The 15,776-nt window shown below is 57.5% G+C and carries 17 protein-coding genes; 5 read left to right on the top strand and 12 right to left on the bottom strand.

Translation table 11 applies throughout. The features are described from left to right. Nucleotides 1–24: 24 nt before the first annotated feature. The 3 genes from AC2T28_RS09930 to AC2T28_RS09920 all read right to left on the bottom strand — a co-directional run bounded on the left by AC2T28_RS09930 (nt 25) and on the right by AC2T28_RS09920 (nt 2,231). Nucleotides 25–705, bottom strand: coding sequence for a hypothetical protein (locus AC2T28_RS09930; RefSeq protein WP_486748811.1), 681 nt, complete (start codon nt 703–705; stop codon nt 25–27). A gap of 79 nt (nt 706–784) precedes the next feature. After that, on the bottom strand, nt 785–1,441 hold the full coding sequence (locus AC2T28_RS09925) for a DNA-3-methyladenine glycosylase I (protein WP_486748810.1): 657 nt from the start codon (nt 1,439–1,441) through the stop codon (nt 785–787). 25 nt (nt 1,442–1,466) lie between these two features. After that, on the bottom strand, nt 1,467–2,231 hold the full coding sequence (locus AC2T28_RS09920) for a hypothetical protein (protein ID WP_486748809.1): 765 nt from the start codon (nt 2,229–2,231) through the stop codon (nt 1,467–1,469). A gap of 182 nt (nt 2,232–2,413) precedes the next feature. Between AC2T28_RS09920 and AC2T28_RS09915 the strand changes: the two genes are divergently transcribed. The 3 genes from AC2T28_RS09915 (at nt 2,414) to AC2T28_RS09905 (ending at nt 4,614) form a co-directional block, all read left to right on the top strand. Beyond that, nucleotides 2,414–2,647 carry a hypothetical protein gene (locus tag AC2T28_RS09915; protein ID WP_486748808.1) on the top strand — a complete coding sequence of 78 codons (234 nt, stop codon included), beginning with the start codon at nt 2,414–2,416 and terminating at the stop codon, nt 2,645–2,647. Beyond that, entirely contained in the window at nt 2,634–3,146 is a 513-nt protein-coding gene (locus tag AC2T28_RS09910) for a hypothetical protein (RefSeq protein ID WP_486748807.1), read from the top strand. The genes AC2T28_RS09915 and AC2T28_RS09910 overlap by 14 nt, the downstream gene beginning before the upstream one ends. Nucleotides 3,147–3,471: 325 nt before the next feature. Continuing rightward, nucleotides 3,472–4,614: a hypothetical protein gene (locus tag AC2T28_RS09905; RefSeq protein WP_486748806.1), complete on the top strand. Its 1,143-nt coding sequence runs from the start codon at nt 3,472–3,474 to the stop codon at nt 4,612–4,614. Here AC2T28_RS09905 and parE read toward each other — a convergent pair. Continuing rightward, nucleotides 4,611–6,569 (bottom strand): DNA topoisomerase IV subunit B, encoded by a 1,959-nt coding sequence (gene parE / locus AC2T28_RS09900; RefSeq protein ID WP_486748805.1) that lies wholly within the window; start codon nt 6,567–6,569, stop codon nt 4,611–4,613. The two genes, AC2T28_RS09905 and parE, sit on opposite strands and share 4 nt — an antisense overlap. Before the next feature lie 214 nt (nt 6,570–6,783). On the opposite strand from parE, the gene AC2T28_RS09895 reads away from it, so the two are divergent. Further along, nucleotides 6,784–8,223 (top strand): pyridoxal phosphate-dependent decarboxylase family protein, encoded by a 1,440-nt coding sequence (locus AC2T28_RS09895; RefSeq protein WP_486748804.1) that lies wholly within the window; start codon nt 6,784–6,786, stop codon nt 8,221–8,223. A 45-nt stretch (nt 8,224–8,268) separates the two neighbouring features. Here the strand turns inward: AC2T28_RS09895 and AC2T28_RS09890 are convergent, their stop codons facing one another. Genes AC2T28_RS09890 through AC2T28_RS09880 form a run of 3 tightly spaced genes read right to left on the bottom strand, consistent with a single transcriptional unit; the run spans nt 8,269 to nt 10,441 of the window. Then, entirely contained in the window at nt 8,269–8,901 is a 633-nt protein-coding gene (locus tag AC2T28_RS09890) for a glutathione S-transferase family protein (RefSeq protein ID WP_486748803.1), read from the bottom strand. Beyond that, nucleotides 8,898–9,785 carry an alpha/beta fold hydrolase gene (locus AC2T28_RS09885; protein WP_486748802.1) on the bottom strand — a complete coding sequence of 296 codons (888 nt, stop codon included), beginning with the start codon at nt 9,783–9,785 and terminating at the stop codon, nt 8,898–8,900. Before AC2T28_RS09885 ends, AC2T28_RS09890 begins: the two co-directional genes overlap by 4 nt. After that, complete coding sequence (locus AC2T28_RS09880) at nt 9,782–10,441, bottom strand: TIGR02453 family protein (protein WP_486748801.1); 660 nt, start codon at nt 10,439–10,441, stop codon at nt 9,782–9,784. The genes AC2T28_RS09885 and AC2T28_RS09880 overlap by 4 nt, the downstream gene beginning before the upstream one ends. 103 nt (nt 10,442–10,544) lie before the next feature. Between AC2T28_RS09880 and AC2T28_RS09875 the strand changes: the two genes are divergently transcribed. Continuing rightward, on the top strand, nt 10,545–11,924 hold the full coding sequence (locus tag AC2T28_RS09875) for an MATE family efflux transporter (RefSeq protein WP_486748800.1): 1,380 nt from the start codon (nt 10,545–10,547) through the stop codon (nt 11,922–11,924). A gap of 7 nt (nt 11,925–11,931) precedes the next feature. On the opposite strand, the gene AC2T28_RS09870 is transcribed toward AC2T28_RS09875, so the two are convergent. From AC2T28_RS09870 to AC2T28_RS09850, 5 genes are all read right to left on the bottom strand, one after another. After that, complete coding sequence (locus AC2T28_RS09870) at nt 11,932–13,113, bottom strand: adenylate/guanylate cyclase domain-containing protein (protein WP_486748799.1); 1,182 nt, start codon at nt 13,111–13,113, stop codon at nt 11,932–11,934. Nucleotides 13,114–13,167: 54 nt separating this feature from the next. After that, nucleotides 13,168–13,560: a c-type cytochrome gene (locus AC2T28_RS09865; protein WP_486748798.1), complete on the bottom strand. Its 393-nt coding sequence runs from the start codon at nt 13,558–13,560 to the stop codon at nt 13,168–13,170. 180 nt (nt 13,561–13,740) lie between these two features. Beyond that, on the bottom strand, nt 13,741–14,148 hold the full coding sequence (locus tag AC2T28_RS09860) for a hypothetical protein (protein ID WP_486748797.1): 408 nt from the start codon (nt 14,146–14,148) through the stop codon (nt 13,741–13,743). Next, complete coding sequence (locus AC2T28_RS09855) at nt 14,145–14,525, bottom strand: VOC family protein (protein ID WP_486748796.1); 381 nt, start codon at nt 14,523–14,525, stop codon at nt 14,145–14,147. The genes AC2T28_RS09860 and AC2T28_RS09855 overlap by 4 nt, the downstream gene beginning before the upstream one ends. 2 nt (nt 14,526–14,527) lie before the next feature. Then, entirely contained in the window at nt 14,528–15,730 is a 1,203-nt protein-coding gene (locus tag AC2T28_RS09850) for a pyridoxal phosphate-dependent aminotransferase (RefSeq protein ID WP_486748968.1), read from the bottom strand. Between the last annotated feature and the right edge of the window lie 46 nt (nt 15,731–15,776).

Genomic DNA, 15,776 nt, shown 5'->3' with positions numbered 1-15,776 from the left:
GAAATGTGCAAGTGGTGTCAGCCGCTAATCACAGATCCCGCGCACTTGGAGGCCGTCCCAGGGCAGATACAGATCATCTTCGCGGCTTTGCGGCAGATCTGTCACCGGCATCACCGCACCGATCATGTCATGCAGGCGGCGGGTGCGTTGCGCTTTGGGGGCAAGTGCGCGGCAACAGACATATTCCTCGACAATTGAGCCCTGCTGTTCGTAGCCAAAACTGAGAAAATCAGCGTCCGACTGCAGGTCAAACAAATAAGGGTCAGTACGATTGCCATGTTCGGCAGCGGCGCGCAGGGGGTGGTACCCTGTGGTCTTGCGGTTTTGCCATTGCCAGACATGGGTCAGCTCGTGGGCGAGCAACATGGCCTCGACCAGATAGAGCTGCCCTGGGTAGTCCGGCGTGAAATCCTCGGCGTACCACTCTTTGGTGAAAAAGATTTTGTTGAAAACCGCCAAGGCGGCGGGGGAGGCGGTGACGATTTCGTCTTTGACTGGTGGCAGGATGCGTTCACGGCAGGCCAGGCGCGGGCGGGGTTGACGGCGAAAGGTGACCGATCCCACCGGGGCGCCGCGCACCAGGCGCACGCGGTCCATGTTCAGGGTGTCGCCGTGGATTTGGGCAGCAAAGGCCCGCTCGCTTTCGGTCAGGGGGCGCCCACAGGAGGCGACGAATATCAGGATCAGAAAAGCGCGCAGGATCATAAGGCTAGGTTAGCCGGGCTTGGCCGAGTGTGACAACCGATACTGCGCGGCAATGGTGAAAATATATCCACCAGGCGCATCAGCAGCTAAAGGCCAGCACCCGGCTGATTTCGGTCAAGCCGCGGCCAGATTGATCCATCCAGCTGTTAAACGCGCCCTGAACCGCGCGCATAGCGGTTTTAGTGGTGGCGGGTTTGTCGATCACCCCTTCGGAAATCAGCCTTGCGGTGACATCGCGTGACAGGATAAAGGCATCGCGCCCGGCAAAGCGCATGGCATATTGCCCGGTCATTGCCCCCAACCGGCTGCCGCGTTTCTTGAGCATCTCCAGTAGACCGATGTAATCGTCCGAGGGCCAGTCACCCAGCACCTGACCCACACCGCCCTCATCGCGCAGTTCCAGCAGGAATGCGGCGTTATCGCGCACTGTTGCAATCTTGGTGCCATTGCGGACGATGGATGTGTCGCCCAGCAGGGCGTCGAATTTCTCGTCATCCATAAAAGCGCAGCGGCCGACGTCGAATCCGTTGAATGCGGTTTCAAATCCGTCCCATTTGGCCTCGATCACCTTCCAGTTAAATCCAGCCTGAAAGATGCATTTGGTCATCACTGCCAGCCAGCGGTCCTCGGACAGGGCGGTGATGTTGGGGGTGGGCTTGATCAGCTTGGCCTCAAGCGCGTCGGCGCCGCCGTGGCGGTCGGCGGAAATGGCGTAGATATCGTCAAATGTGCGCATGGAGGCCCCCTGATTTTGCAACAGCTTAGCGGGCTGGCCGGTAGAGCTCTACCAGGGATTTGCCCAAACGAAAGGGTGCTGCAAAGCTGAGCAGGCAGAGGGCGAGGATCTGAAGGATCAGGATTGGCGCGTTGTCCTGCAGTACCTCCCATTCGCGTTTTAGCTGGGTGACATGGATGATCAGCTCGTCATAGGCGCGGGCTAGGATCAGGAAATCGCCAGCAATGGCGGGGACTTTGCGGCGCATATTGTCTACGGCGGTTTGGGTGGTGTCATCCAGCGCGGTGAAAACCAGAAATGCAGTGGGATCAAAGGCATCCGCCTTGGCGCTCATCTCTTTCATATCGTCCATCGAACTGCGCTGACCCAGCAGAAATCCTAGGCTGCGCAGTGGTGCGACCTCATCCGTCACGGCCAGAAACAGCGGTAGGTCGGCGTTGCTGGCGGTGGAGGCAGAGAGGAATTCGATCTTGTCGCACAGGGCGGCGATGTCGGCGTCATAGGCCGGATCACAGAACCGCAGGCGGAACCGTGCGGCGTCGCGGTCAAAGGCGGCGGTGGCGGCATAGGCGATGTCGATCTGGCGTTCCAGCCGCGAGCTGTCAGCGGCATAGATACCGGTGATCACCGCCACCAGCGCACCAAAGCCACCCAGCACCACCCAGACCAGATCTGCCAGTTTCCAGGCGCGATGGCCTGCAGGATGGCGGAACAGGAACAGGGTGCCCAGCCCGCCAAGCGCAAAGCAGAGCAGGATCAGCAGCAGTTGGTTGTCGGCAATGAACATCATAAAGGGCCCCGCGTTTGCTTGGTGTCAGCCTAGGGACAGGCGGGGCAGCGGGGCAAGCGGGCTCACGGGGTTGTCAGGTCATCGTGTTTTGGTGTTGGGCCTTAGGTAAAGAGGGCGGTACCGCCTGGGGCGGAGGATCGGGGCCGGTTGCCCCATTGCAGGGACGGCTGGCCATATGCGCCATGGGTCCCCCTGCACCTGGTTGGTGGTGGTCTGAGGGGGCCGAGGTCTCCTGGGTATTGGTCCGGATGCCAAACCGGGCCGGTGTCGCGACGGGAGGGTTATGGCATCACCGGGTTAAGATAGCCCAAGCAGGGCGTACGCTGGGTGCGCAACACCCCACTTTTGCCAATTTGGCGGCAACCTGCTTTGATGGCACTGTTTCTGTGTATGAGGTGATTTATGGGTTTGTTTGATTGGTTGACCGGAACAAAAAAGCCAGCCGACGGGGTGGCGGCGGCCTCTGCTGAGGATGTGCGGGCGGCTATATTGGCGGTGAACCGCGACACGGCGCCGTTTAGTGTGGCGGACTGCACAGATGGCAGTTGTGACATTGTAGCCGAGTGGAAGATTGTGGATACCAAATGGGTTGAGGTGTTTGCCAAGGCGGGATTGGAGCGGGCGGCGCAGATCAAGATGCGGCTGGACGTGGACAAGTGCGAGGTGCGGGCGGTGGATCAGGATTACACCATCAGCTGGCGTGCCGGGGTGCCGGAGCTGTCGTTTTCAGCCTCAGCCTTTCGCGGACAAAAGAAAGAGGTCTCATTCGGCCGCGCCTATGGGTTCACCGAGGAGCTGCGGCCCGGTGAGATCTACAACTATCACTTTGACAGCAAAGAGATGAAGGCGCCGCTGCAAGAGGCGGTGACCACATATGGTTGGGTCTGGCGCGGGGTGGCGTTTGGAAAGTTGTAGAGTTCGAACTGGTCCGCGCAGCGGCAAACAATCTGGGAGATTGTTTGAAGTGAGAACGGGCGGAGCCCCAGAAACCGGGCGGCGTAAATAAAATTCCAGATTTTCCGGGCATTCTCCTTTGGGGACGTAAGGCATAGCCTCACGGCCCGCGCCTGACCTTCCCCCCGGGAAGGCGCATTCGCACCTCCCCAAGGTCAGGCGTGGGCCTTATGTTGAGTGTGAACAAAAGGGGTTTTTTATCTGAAAAAAATGGTTCCCGTACTGGCCTTTTCCTGGCTGCCCTTTTAGTTGTTTAGGGAGGGGTACTAACAACAAAAAGCAGATCATGGACAATACAACTTTTATTATTGGGGCCGGAGCTAGTGTGGATTTTGGGATGCCTACTGGTGACCAATTGATTTCGGTCATTTCCGAACTTTGCCTTGGTGTGGACGCCGACAGTGGTATATTTGAATTTAGTGAATTTGATGAAGTAGTTCGAGAACTTCGCCATGCGTCTGAGATTTCTATCCAAAACCGGGACGCCGGCCTGTTTTATGACGACGAACCTGTAGATGATCATCTCTTTAAGATCGGGAGTTCTCTGTGGTTGTCAAAAAGCATTGATAACTTCCTAAGGGAGCAGAATGACGAAAGGTTAATCAAAATTGGAAAGAGGGCTATTGTTGCTTCAATTTTATATTATGAACGCAATCAATTAGCTGCAAAGGGGCAAGGTGATGAAGCTGGGGGAGTTCGAAATAATCCGCTGTATAGTCCTGAAAGCTCAAGGAGACGAAGCCTCAATTTTTCCGCTTTGAGAGAAACTTGGTTGGTCCCATTTTTCCGGTGCCTACGCGGTCAAATCGAGGTAGGGGAGTTGGAAGAAAGATTGTCTCGTACCAATTTGATAATCTTCAACTACGATCGTTGTGTAGAGCATTTTCTTTTTCACGCGTTTAGTGCTTTTGACGATCTTGGACACTCTGAAGCGGCAAAACTGCTGTCGAGAATGAATATTATCCATCCATATGGTAAGATCGGCGATCTTCCGTGGGAGGTTGAGACGGATCTAAACGTTGATTTTGGTGGTATAGAAAACTTAGAAAAAGCCCTTAGGAAGGCGGATCGTATTCGTACTTTCATGGAAAGCCGTGATGCAGAGGTGGAGTTCAGAATACAAGAAGCAGTGAAGCGCTCAAAATCACTAGTTTTCTTGGGCTTTGGGTTTGCTCAACAAAATATGGAACTCATAGGAGCTAACCAAAACTTGGGGGCTGATTACAATTTCAGACGGCAAGTTTTCGCAACTGGCTACGGCCTGAGTGCATATCAGTCTGAAAAAGCAAAGCGTAATTTAGCACCACTGCTTAACGGGGACTTACGACCGGAGTTGAGATCTTCCAACGCCGATCCGAATAGGGTCAAACTCCTAAAAGGAACTTGTAGTGATTTGTTCAGCGAATACGAAAGCGAATTTTTCCTCTAAACATCCAACTCCTCCACAAACCGCGCGTTCTCCTGAATATATTGGAACCGCAGCTCGGGCTTTTTGCCCATCAGCTGCTCGACCAAATCACCGGTCTCACCGGGTTCATCCTCGTCAATGGTGATGCGGATCAGTTTGCGGGTGGTGGGATCCATGGTGGTCTCTTTCAAGTCCTTGGCATCCATTTCACCAAGACCCTTGAAGCGGGAGACATCGATCTTGCCCTTGCCGCCCAGGCCTTTTTCCAGCCATTCGTCGCGTTCAGCCTCGTCCAGGCAATAAACCCGGCGCGCGCCCTGGGTCAGGCGGAACAGCGGGGGGCAGGCCAGGTACAAATGACCGCCGTCGATCAGCGGGCGCATCTGGGTAAAGAAGAAGGTCATCAACAGCGCGGCGATGTGGGCACCGTCGACATCCGCATCGGTCATAATGATGATCTTGTCATAGCGCAGATCGTCGGGGTTGAACTTGGTTCCCAGCCCGACGCCCAAGGCCTCGCACAGATCGCGAATTTCGGCGTTGGTGCCGAGTTTGGATGACGCCGCGCCCAGCACGTTGAGGATCTTACCCTTCAGTGGCAATAGCGCCTGATTTTTCCGGTTGCGGGCACCTTTGCCCGAGCCACCCGCCGAGTCCCCCTCGACGATGAACAGTTCGGTGCCAGCACGGTTTTTGGCGGTACAGTCGGTCAGCTTGCCGGGGAGGCGAAGTTTCTTGGTGGCTGACTTACGCTGGGTCTCTTTTTCTTGGCGGCGACGCAGGCGTTCCTCGGCCCGCAGCACCAGGAAATCAAGGATGGCGCCGGCGGATTTGGTATCCGAGGCCAGCCAGTTGTCGAAGTGGTCGCGGACTGAGTTTTCCACCATCTTGTTGGCGGCCTCGGTCGACAGGCGGTCCTTGGTCTGGCCCACGAATGCAGGGTCAGCGATGAAACAGGAAATCAGCGCACAGCCGCCCGCCATCAGGTCGTCGCGGTTGATCTGGCTGGCCTTCTTGTTGCCGACCAGTTCGCCGTAGGCCTTGATGCCCTTGAGGATCGCGGCCCAGAAGCCGGTGACATGGGTGCCGCCCTCGGGCGTGGGGACGGTGTTACAGTAGGACTGGGTGAAACCGTCACGCGACGGGGTCCAGTTGATCGCCCATTCGACGTATCCCGCCTCGCCAAATTTCTCGCGGAACTCGACCTTGCCTGCAAAGGGCTCGTCGGCATAGATCGAGGATTTTCCCAGCACCTCGGTCAGGTAGTCTTTGAGACCGCCGGGGAAGTGGAATGTGGCCTCGGTTGCGGTTTCACCGTCGTCGATGGCGGATTTCCAGCGGATTTCAACGCCCGAGTAGAGATAGGCCTTGGAACGGACCAGAGTGAACAGGCGCTTGGGCTTGAAGCGGTGGTGGCCAAAGATCTGCTCATCCGCGTGGAAGGTGACAAAGGTGCCGCGTTTGTTGGGGGCAGCGCCGACTTTTTCCACCGGTCCCTGTGGGATCCCGCGTGAAAACCGCTGTTCGAACAGCTCTTTGTTCTTGGCCACCTGCACCACCAGGCTATCAGACAGAGCGTTCACCACAGACGAACCCACGCCGTGCAGACCACCGGATGTCTGGTACGCCTTGCCCGAGAATTTACCACCGGCGTGAAGGGTACACAGGATCACCTCAAGCGCGGATTTGTCCGGGAACTTGGGGTGTGGGTCGATTGGGATACCACGGCCGTTGTCGGTGATGGTGACTGAGTAGTCCGCGTTTAGGATGACTTCGATGCGGTTGGCATGGCCGGCCACCGCTTCGTCCATCGAGTTGTCGAGGATTTCTGCCACCAGGTGGTGCAACGCGCGCTCATCGGTGCCGCCGATATACATGCCCGGTCTTTGGCGAACGGGTTCCAGTCCCTCCAGGACCTCGATCGAGGACGCATCATAGGTTTCCGTTTCGGAAGGGGAGAGGAGATCGTTGGCCATGTGGGGAGCTGCTCATTGGTCGTGGTGGTTGCGGGCAGTATGGCAGGTGTCGCTGTTCGGGGGAAGGGGCAGACTAGGTGTTGTGGATAAGTGGGGAGAAGGGGGCAGAGTTGGATGGATTGGGCTTTGGTCCTATCGGATGTGAAATTTGGCTGTACATGTGGCGGCGGCAGCGATGATCATCGGTAGCAGACCCAGCAGAAGGAAGAATGGTGTGACACAGAGCGATTTGAGCAAGGACACATTGGACCCTCTAAACTGGGACGATTTCAGGGCTGAGGCACGGCAGATGCTGGAGGCCTCGATAGATCAGTTGCAACAGGTGGCTGAGCGCCCCTGGCAAGAGGTGCCGGAGGATGTGAAGGCGGGCTATGCGGTGCAAGCAGAGGGCAGCGATGCCGGGGCTTTGGTTGAGCGGATCACCAAGGAGGTGCTGCCCTATCACGGAGGCAATATTCACCCGCGGTTCTGGGGCTGGGTGCAGGGCACGGGGCTGGCATCGGATCTGATTGCGGGCATGGCGGGGGCAGTGATCAACGCCAACACTGGCGGGCGTGATCATGGGGCCAATTACATGGAACGCGCGGTGATTGACTGGACGCGCCAAAAGATGGGGATGCCCGAGGGCAGCAGTGGGGTGCTGGTGGCCGGGACCTCACAGGCGACAGTGATAGCCTTTCAGGCGGCGCGGGTGCGGGTGCTGCCTGATGTGCGCAAGTCCGGGCAAGGGACGGCGCGGTTAACGGCTTATGCTGGCGAAGGTATTCACAATGCCAGCCGCAAGGCTTTGGAGCTGATGGGGGTCGGGTTTGAGAACCTGCGGCTGGTGCCTTTGGTTGACGGCCAAATGGATCTGGCGGCACTGCGGCAGCAAATCGTGCTCGACCGGGCTGCGGGAGCAAAGCCGTTTTTATTGGTGGGCATGGCTGGCTCGGTTGATCTGGGCACCTATGATGACCTGAACGGGTTGGCGGATGTGGCGGCGGATGAGGATCTGTGGCTGCATGTGGACGGGGCATTTGGCGCCTGGACGCGGATTGCCGAGGCACCTTGGCGAGGCCTGAGCGATGGCATTGGCCGGGCTGACAGTATTGCGCTGGATTTCCACAAGTGGATGTATGTGGGCTATGACTGCGGGCTGGTGCTGATCGCGGATGAAGCCGCGCACCGGGCAGCCTTTGCGGCGCGGCCCAGCTATCTGGAGGCGGCTGAAAGTGGGCTGGCCGGCGGCGATCCTTGGTTCTGTGACTATGGCATCGACTTATCGCGGGGCAATCGGGCGCTGAAAGTTTGGACCGCGTTGGAGATGTATGGCGAGGCGGCGCTGGGGGCAGCGATCTCTGATAACTGCCGCTTGGCGGCGCTGATGGCCCGGGAGGTGAAGGCACAGCCTAAGATGCGGCTGGTTGCGCCGGTGGTGTCCAATGTTTGTGTCTTTACAGCCCGAGAGGATTTATCGAGCGAGGCGCAGTCGGTGTTGAATTCGGAGATCGCGCAACGGCTGCAGGCAAGCGGCGAGGCGGTGTTGTCCACCACGCGGGTGAATGGAGTGGTGGTGCTGCGGGCTGCGATTACCAATCATCGCAGCCGCGACAGCGATGTGAAGGCGGCAATTGAGGCGGTGATGCGCTTGGCCACAGAACTTGGCGGTTGAACGCGCTACATCTGGGGGCTTTGCCCCCAGACCCCCAGGAAATTTTTAGCCAGATGAAGCAGGCGGGGCCAATTCGCCGCCTCGCACATAGGCGCGTTGGTAGGCGGGGCGGGCTTGGATGGCAGACACAAAACGGGTGAGGGCTGGATATTTTTGTGCGCCACCCAGGCCGATGGCAATTTCGGCTGGGAAGCTGAGCAGGATGTCGACGGCAGAAAGTTGATCCAGCACAAAATGTCCCGACGGGCGCAGTTGGTCGTTCATGTAAGAGAAATGGGCGTCGAGCTGTTGCTGGATGCGGGGGTGTAGTGGTGCACCAGCTTCGCCGAGACTGCCGACATAAAGGTTCAGCAGTATGGGCGCCATCGCCGATCCTTCGGCAAAATGCATCAGCTGGGTGTGGTGGATGAACTCGGGCATTGGACGCAGCGGGATCATCTGCGGCGCAAATCGGGTGCAGATCAGTTCAACAATAGCACCGGATTCAGCGATGGTATGGCCGTCCATTTCGACAACTGGGGATTTGCCCAGAGGATGGATTTTGCGTAGCTCGGGCGGTGCCAGATGGGTGCGGGGATCGCGTTCGTAGTGGATCACCTGATAATCCAGTTCCAACTCTTCGAATAGCCACAGGATCCGGTGGGAGCGGGATCGGTTGAGGTGGTGGACAGTGATCATGCGACGTGGTCCTGCGTTGCTGACCAGTCTACGATAATATGGGCGATCTCGGCGGGATATTCGTGGCAGAGCCAGTGGGAGGCTTTGGGGAGATTTGCACGGGTCAGGTTTGGCGCAAGATGTTCCAGATCATGCGTGGCCTCGGGCAACAAAGCGGTGTCCTGTTCGCCCCAGATCAGAAGATGGGGCTGCAGCACCATGAAGTTCTCAATAGGTAGGTCTGGAACATCAATGGGTTGACCGGGACGGGCCACCTGTATTTGCGAGGCGCGGTACCAGTTGAGCATGGCGGTCAGGCGACCGGGGCGAGACCATTCAGATTTGTAAGCGGCCTGTGTATCGGTGTCGAACCAGGTGGTCGCCGGTTTTTCTGAGAACATTGAGATCAATTTCCCAAAGTCATTCTCGGCCAGTTTTGCGTCGCTGCTGGGCTGGCGCAGCCAGTTGATATATTGCGAGGCGGCAGACTGAGCGCCCCCCGCTGCAAGCGCGCGTTGGAAGGGGATCGGATGAACGCCGTTGGCGATGACCAACCGCTTGACCAGGTTGGGATGTGAGATCGCCAGACCATAGGCAATAGCCGCGCCCCAGTCATGACCCAGAACTGTAACGGGGTGATCCAGCTGCTGGATCAGTGCGGCCATATCGCCAATAAGGGTGGTGGATGAATAGTGCTCAACCCCGTCCGGGCACCAGCTTTGGCCATAGCCGCGTTGGTCGGGGGCAATGCAGTGAAAATGGTGGGACAGATGCGTTGCCAGATCCTCCCATGCACCGCTGTATTCGGGGAAGCCATGTAGCATCAGCAATGGTGGCAGCGCGCGGTCGCCCCAGCGTCTGAGATAGAACGGCTGCCCTTGTAAGGAAACAAACTCATCTGTCATGGGTTGCCCGCTAAGATGTCGGACAGCAAAGCGTGCAGTGGGAGTAGCTGGGCAAAGGCGTTGTTGACGGTAGTCAGGGGCTGCGCCCACTGGGGGGCTGGCAGGTCAGTCCAAACTGACAGGGACTTGCGTCGCAGCAGCGGGGCTTGTGGGTTGTCCTTGGCATATGGGGAGGGGACGCGTTTTAGCTCGGGCTCTTCTGGGGTGAACGACTCTTGGCCCAATTTATCCAGGACAGTAGCTGCCGTTTGACCCTCACTGCCGCTGACGGCGTCGCGCCACTGTAACAGCTGGTTTTTGTCAAACCCCATAAGACCGCCGCCAACCCGGCAGTAGGTCGGAGAGATGCCAAGAAAGAACCCGGTTTTAACCTCTGCCTCGAGCTGCCAAAGCATATGCAGGTGGGTGTGATAGGGTGTTTTGTCCTTGGAGAACCGCACATCGCGGTGGGGGCGGAACAGTTTTGTAGTGACCCGTTGGCCAGAGGATTTTGTCAGATCTGCTGCGACCTGATCCAAAAACAGTTGCGCCGGAGACTTGAGCTGAGCGTCGTAGCGCGTTTTGTGGTCGGTAAACCAGTCACGCGTGTTGTTGGCAGCCAGCTCTGCAAGAAAGGCGCGGGCTTCAGGGATAAGCTCAGCAAAGGGATCGGTCATCAATGGCTCCAACGGGTAATATGTGCAGCCTAGCACAGGTTGGTCTCAGCCCAAGAGGGATAGTTTGTCTTGCCCCGGATGATAGCTCTGCTAAGGCTTGGTTATGAATAGTAAGTCCCCCTCATATTCGCCGATGACCCATTCCGGTCATGTCCGTGCCATTGCCACCCTAGGCCTGCCGTTGATTGGAGGTCACGTGGCGCAATTTGCCATTGGGTTGACCGATACAGCCATGCTGGGCTGGTACGGTGTTGATGCGCTTGCAGCGGTGACGATTGCCTCGACTTATTTCTTTGTATTGTTCCTGTTTGGCGCGGGCTTTGGTTTTGCGGTGATGCCGATGGTGGCAGCCGCTGCTGGCGCGGGCGAGGATCGCCAGATTCGACGCTGTACCCGCATGGGGCTGTGGCTGTCACTGGCCTATGGCGTGATTGCCCTGCCAGCCTTGGTCTATGCCCGCCCCATTTTGGATTTACTGGGGCAGGAGCCCAAGATTGCTGAGATGGCAGCAAGTTACCTGCAGGTGGCAGGTTGGGGTATTTTCCCTGCGCTGTTGGTGATGGTGTTGAAATCCTATTTGGCGGCATTGGAACGGACACAGATTGTGTTGTGGGTGACGTTGGGTGCAGCAGTGATGAATGCGCTGGTCAATTATGTGCTGATCTTTGGCAACTGGGGCGCGCCAGAGCTGGGTGTGCGGGGGGCGGCGATTGCCTCGTTCAGCACTCAGGTAGTGTCGTTTGTGGCGATCATCATCTATGCGCTGAAAGTTCTGCCCGAGCACGAGATCCTGAAAAACTTTTGGCGTCCTGACTGGGAGATGCTGCGCGAAGTGTTCCGGCTTGGCATTCCCATTGGATTGACCACCTTAAGCGAGGTGAGCCTGTTTGCCGCCTCGGCGACGATGATGGGTTGGCTGGGAGCTGTGGCACTGGCGGCCCATGGTATTGCCGTGTCGCTTGCGGGGTTGACGTTCATGGTACATTTGGGGTTGAGCAATGCCGCAACGATCCGGGCAGGCAACGCCTATGGACGTGGTGACCGGGATCATATGGCGCGTGGCGGTAAGGTAGTGACAGTGTTGTCGCTGGTGATGTCGGTGGTTGCCACGATATTGTTTGTGACCATGCCCGAGACTTTGATGTCACTGTTTATGGCGGGCGATGAACCGCAGAAACCCGAAATCCTGGCGGTTGGGGTTGTGCTGATGGCCATGGCGGCGCTGTTCCAACTGGTGGACGGGGTGCAGGCCATCGCGCTGGGCCTGTTGCGCGGCGTGCAGGATACCACGATGCCTATGATCATTGGCATGTTCAGCTATTGGGTAGTTGGGATCTCATCGTCATATGTTCTAGGGTTCGTGCTCGGCTATGGTGGCGTTGGAGTCTGGGCTGGGTTGGTCTTGGGATTGGGGTTCGCCGCGGTGCTGCTGACGTGGAGATTCTGGTTTGGGGTGATCAACAAGGTGGGCACTAAACCTTAACTGCATTCTAGAGCAATGGCGCCAGCAGGTTGGTGGCGTCACTCTGTCCCGCCAAAATCTGTGTTGAAACAAGTTGTGATGGCATGCCGAGTAGGTCGCCAAAATCCTGACTGTAGAGCAGGGGCTGCTTCAACGCTTTGCACTGGCCCTCGATCCGGGCGGCGGTGTTGACGGCTTGACCCATCACGGTGAAGTCAATCCGGGTTTGAGAGCCAATGTTGCCGTATAAAACCTGGCCAAAATGCAGGCCGATGCCAAAATCGACCTCGAGCGGTGGTTTGATTTGATTGGCCTGATAGAATGCATCCTGTGCGGCTGTCAGGGCACTGTGGCAGACGGATGTTGCCTGGGCACTGTCTTCAACGGCGAATACCGCCAGAACACCATCGCCGAGCAGTTTCAGAATCTCGCCGCCCTGTTCGGTGACGCTTTGGTCGATGACCTCGTAGTATCGGTTGGCCAGTCGTAGAGCCTCGGTTGCGCCATGGCGGGCGTTAATGCCGGTCCAGTCGCGGATGTCACTGACCAGAATGGCGGCCTCGATCATCTCGATGTCACCTCGTGTGATTTGCCCGTCCAACACCCGGCGGCCTGTGCGTTTGCCTAAATAGGCCTCGGTCACGGCACCGGCGATCGTGCGCAGGCTGATCACTTCGGCGATGGGGGCCAGCACGGCTGCAATTTTGGTGAAGCCGTCGATATCCTGGTTGGAAAACCCTGAAGGATGTTTGGAGACAAAGACCAGAATAAGGGCGCGGCCATCGGAAAATTCGGCAGGCAGGCCAAAGTAGTCAGTGGCACCACGTTCTTTCAATTCGTGCAGGACACCGTGGTCCTCAGAACCGAGTAGGGTGATCAGGGATTTGCGATAGGAGCGCCGGTTTTGCGAGATATAGGCCATCGGGCTGCCAACATAAGCAGCGCTGCGTTCCAGCCCATGCGGCGAAGAAATGGTTTCAGCCAGGCCGCTGTCGCGCTCCCAGATCGAAGAGATAGCTGTGGTCAAAGGATGCAGAGTGCGCATGGAGAGACGCAACCGCCAGAGGGGCGCACCGGCGTTATGAAGCTGCTCACCCAGCTGCTGAACCACGGTATCCAAATCCCGCAACATACGGCCCTTGGACAAAAGCCATTGAATGATTTGGTCGGGTTGCCAAGTTCGGAATGCAGAGGAGACAGATGTGGTCATTCTGCAAGGCTAGCTCAGGTTGTGGTTGATTTCAAAGGCTACGCGTGGGCGCTGTTATTGCTGTATGGATTGCATCCAGACGATCAGGTCTCCCACGGGACGGTTGGTTAGCATGGGTTGGCCTGTGGGCAGTTTCATTGCCACCACGTCATCCTCGAACAACCAGCCAAACACCGGCATGTCGCTTCCGTGGCTCACCAGCGGGTCGCGGCCATCAATGCGCGAGGCGACCCGTTCCAGCGGAAACTCACCGCCATGGCGCTGGGACAGTGTGGTGAGGTCAGCGGGGGGAACCAACAGAACCGGGGCCATGGGGCCGCTTCCTTTGGCGTCTTGTCCGTGGCAGCCAGCACAGAAATGTTGGAACAGATTTGCGCCTGTTTCGGCATCTTGGGCCGAGCAGACGGACGCAGAAATGGACAGCAAAGTTGCAAAAACCAGACGCATGGAAAATCTCCGAACCAACTAGAACACACGTAAAGACTAACAGGGAGGAGATAGTGCGTCCTTGATGCAAGTCAGGGTTTTAAGCCGGTTCCTTGGTTAGGTTCCGTCAGCCTGTTGATTTGCCAAGCGGTTCTGAGGAATTGATCTTGAAAGTGAGGGGGAGTAGGCGCGCAACTACCGCTAGCCGTTGCCCTTCATCAGCCGATCCGCTTTTTTGCGCACTAGCACCGTGCGTAGATCGTGCATGGCCAGCAGCAGGTCATCGGTGACCATCTCCAGCTGTTCCGGGCTGGCCTTGGACTGGACCCAGTGGGCGGTGGTGTTGAGGTAGTCCACGGCGCGGTGGATGTCGTCGATGTCGCGTGCGGCTAGCAGGGCCATGCGGTCGGCCATCCAGGTCTTGATCTCGGTTAGATCTTGATCCGATAGGGTGCGGCCGCCGTGGGGTTTGATCTCGCCGTTGCGAATGTTCACAACGGCAATCTGATCCATTTCGATGCGGCGCTGACGGTTTTCGGTGTCGACGCGGTACACAAAGGCCCCGTTGTCGCGCACGCGAAAATAGTAATCGGGTAATTCAGCGCTCATGTGTTCTGTGTGCCTTCCATGACTCGCCATAGGCTACCATCTGGATCCACAAGCGCAAACATGCGTGGTGCATCTCCACCCAGCTCAAACGGTGTGGTCATGCGCGGGACATTACCCTGTTCGCTGGGCAGGTTGAGGGCCGTCCATTCACCATGCAGGATATCAATGTCCGGAAGGCGCATGCTGGCTGAGAAATAGCTTTCCTCTGGGTTCAGATCGGGATGGGGAAAGAACTCGATTATCATGCTGTCACGTGACAGGATCATCCAGCCATCACCGCGGTAAACCGTGGCAAAGCCAAGATCGTGGTAGAACGTCTCGGTCTTGTCGAAATCTCGGCTCGGCAGGTTGGCCGTGATCTTTCCCTGTTCCGTCATACTTATGTCAACTCCGCACAGAAGCGCTGGATGCGCGTGCAGGCTTCGGTCAAAGCCTCGTCCGAGGTAGCGTAGCTGACCCGGAAGTTTGGCGAAAGACCAAAGGCTGCGCCAAAGACTACAGCCACATCTGCCTCGTCCAGCAGGGCGTTGGCAAAGGCCTCGTCATTTTCGATCACGGTGCCTTTGGGGGTGGTTTTGCCGATCAGCCCAGCGATCGAGGGGTAAACGTAAAAGGCGCCTTCGGGTGTTGGGACTGTCATGCCGTCGATTTTGGACAGCATCTTGATCACCAGATCACGGCGGCGCACGAACTTTTCGTTATTCGGGGGCAGGAACTCTTGGGTGCCGTTCAGCGCCTCGACCGCAGCCCATTGGCTGATGGTGCAGGGGTTCGAGGTCGACTGAGACTGAACTTTGCGCATGGCGGCGATCAGTTCCACCGGGCCAGCGGCGTAACCGATGCGCCAACCGGTCATGGCATAGGCTTTGGAGACGCCATTACAGGTCAGGGTGCGCTCATACAGGCCAGGCTCGATCTGGGCTGGTGTGCAGAACTCAAAGCCGTCATAGGCCAAGTGTTCATACATGTCGTCGCTCATCACCCAGACATGGGGGTGGCGCATCAGCACATCGGTCAGCGCCTTAAGCTCGTCCCGGCTGTAGCCCGCGCCAGTTGGGTTTGAGGGCGAGTTGAAGATGAACCACTTGGTGTTTGGCGTGATTGCGGCCTCTAGCTGTTCGGCGGTCAGTTTGAAGTTGTTTTCCAGCGTGGCCTCAACCGCAACCGGGGTACCACCAGCCAGTAGCACCATATCGGGATAGCTGACCCAATAGGGGGCGGGGATGATCACCTCGTCACTTTCGTTCAGGGTGGCCATCAGGGCGTTGTACAAGGTTTGCTTGCCGCCGGTGCCAACCGAGATTTGGGCTGGGGTATAGTCCAACCCGTTGTCGCGGCTCATCTTGGCGCAGATGGCTTTCTTGAGCTCGGGGATACCATCGGGGGCGGTGTATTTCGTTTTGCCCGCTGCGATGGCTGCAACTGCCGCGTCCTTGATATTCTGAGGGGTGTCAAAGTCAGGCTCGCCCGCGCTGAGACCAATCACATTGCGACCGGCGGCTTTCAGCTCAGCTGCTTTGGCGGTCATAGCAATGGTTGGTGATGGTTTGACGCGAGAAAGGGTTTTGGACAAGAACGGCATTGGGGCCTCGATTTGAATGTTGCGCCGGACTGTCATAGGGTGCGGC

The organism is Parasedimentitalea nitratireducens (assembly GCF_057444295.1).
This window is presented reverse-complemented; position numbering and strand designations above follow the sequence as displayed.

What these genes read in the sequence shown, in the direction of transcription:
- AC2T28_RS09880 (WP_486748801.1), bottom strand. Translation starts at nt 10,441, where the DNA reads ATGACCGATCCCTTTGCTGAGCTTATCCCTGAAGCCCGCGCCTTTCTT.
- AC2T28_RS09875 (WP_486748800.1), top strand. Translation starts at nt 10,545, where the DNA reads ATGAATAGTAAGTCCCCCTCATATTCGCCGATGACCCATTCCGGTCAT.
- AC2T28_RS09930 (WP_486748811.1), bottom strand. Translation starts at nt 705, where the DNA reads ATGATCCTGCGCGCTTTTCTGATCCTGATATTCGTCGCCTCCTGTGGG.
- AC2T28_RS09925 (WP_486748810.1), bottom strand. Translation starts at nt 1,441, where the DNA reads ATGCGCACATTTGACGATATCTACGCCATTTCCGCCGACCGCCACGGC.
- AC2T28_RS09850 (WP_486748968.1), bottom strand. Translation starts at nt 15,730, where the DNA reads ATGCCGTTCTTGTCCAAAACCCTTTCTCGCGTCAAACCATCACCAACC.
- AC2T28_RS09860 (WP_486748797.1), bottom strand. Translation starts at nt 14,148, where the DNA reads ATGAGCGCTGAATTACCCGATTACTATTTTCGCGTGCGCGACAACGGG.
- AC2T28_RS09905 (WP_486748806.1), top strand. Translation starts at nt 3,472, where the DNA reads ATGGACAATACAACTTTTATTATTGGGGCCGGAGCTAGTGTGGATTTT.
- AC2T28_RS09855 (WP_486748796.1), bottom strand. Translation starts at nt 14,525, where the DNA reads ATGACGGAACAGGGAAAGATCACGGCCAACCTGCCGAGCCGAGATTTC.
- AC2T28_RS09915 (WP_486748808.1), top strand. Translation starts at nt 2,414, where the DNA reads ATGGGTCCCCCTGCACCTGGTTGGTGGTGGTCTGAGGGGGCCGAGGTC.
- AC2T28_RS09920 (WP_486748809.1), bottom strand. Translation starts at nt 2,231, where the DNA reads ATGATGTTCATTGCCGACAACCAACTGCTGCTGATCCTGCTCTGCTTT.
- AC2T28_RS09885 (WP_486748802.1), bottom strand. Translation starts at nt 9,785, where the DNA reads ATGACAGATGAGTTTGTTTCCTTACAAGGGCAGCCGTTCTATCTCAGA.
- AC2T28_RS09910 (WP_486748807.1), top strand. Translation starts at nt 2,634, where the DNA reads ATGGGTTTGTTTGATTGGTTGACCGGAACAAAAAAGCCAGCCGACGGG.
- parE (WP_486748805.1), bottom strand. Translation starts at nt 6,569, where the DNA reads ATGGCCAACGATCTCCTCTCCCCTTCCGAAACGGAAACCTATGATGCG.
- AC2T28_RS09890 (WP_486748803.1), bottom strand. Translation starts at nt 8,901, where the DNA reads ATGATCACTGTCCACCACCTCAACCGATCCCGCTCCCACCGGATCCTG.
- AC2T28_RS09870 (WP_486748799.1), bottom strand. Translation starts at nt 13,113, where the DNA reads ATGACCACATCTGTCTCCTCTGCATTCCGAACTTGGCAACCCGACCAA.
- AC2T28_RS09865 (WP_486748798.1), bottom strand. Translation starts at nt 13,560, where the DNA reads ATGCGTCTGGTTTTTGCAACTTTGCTGTCCATTTCTGCGTCCGTCTGC.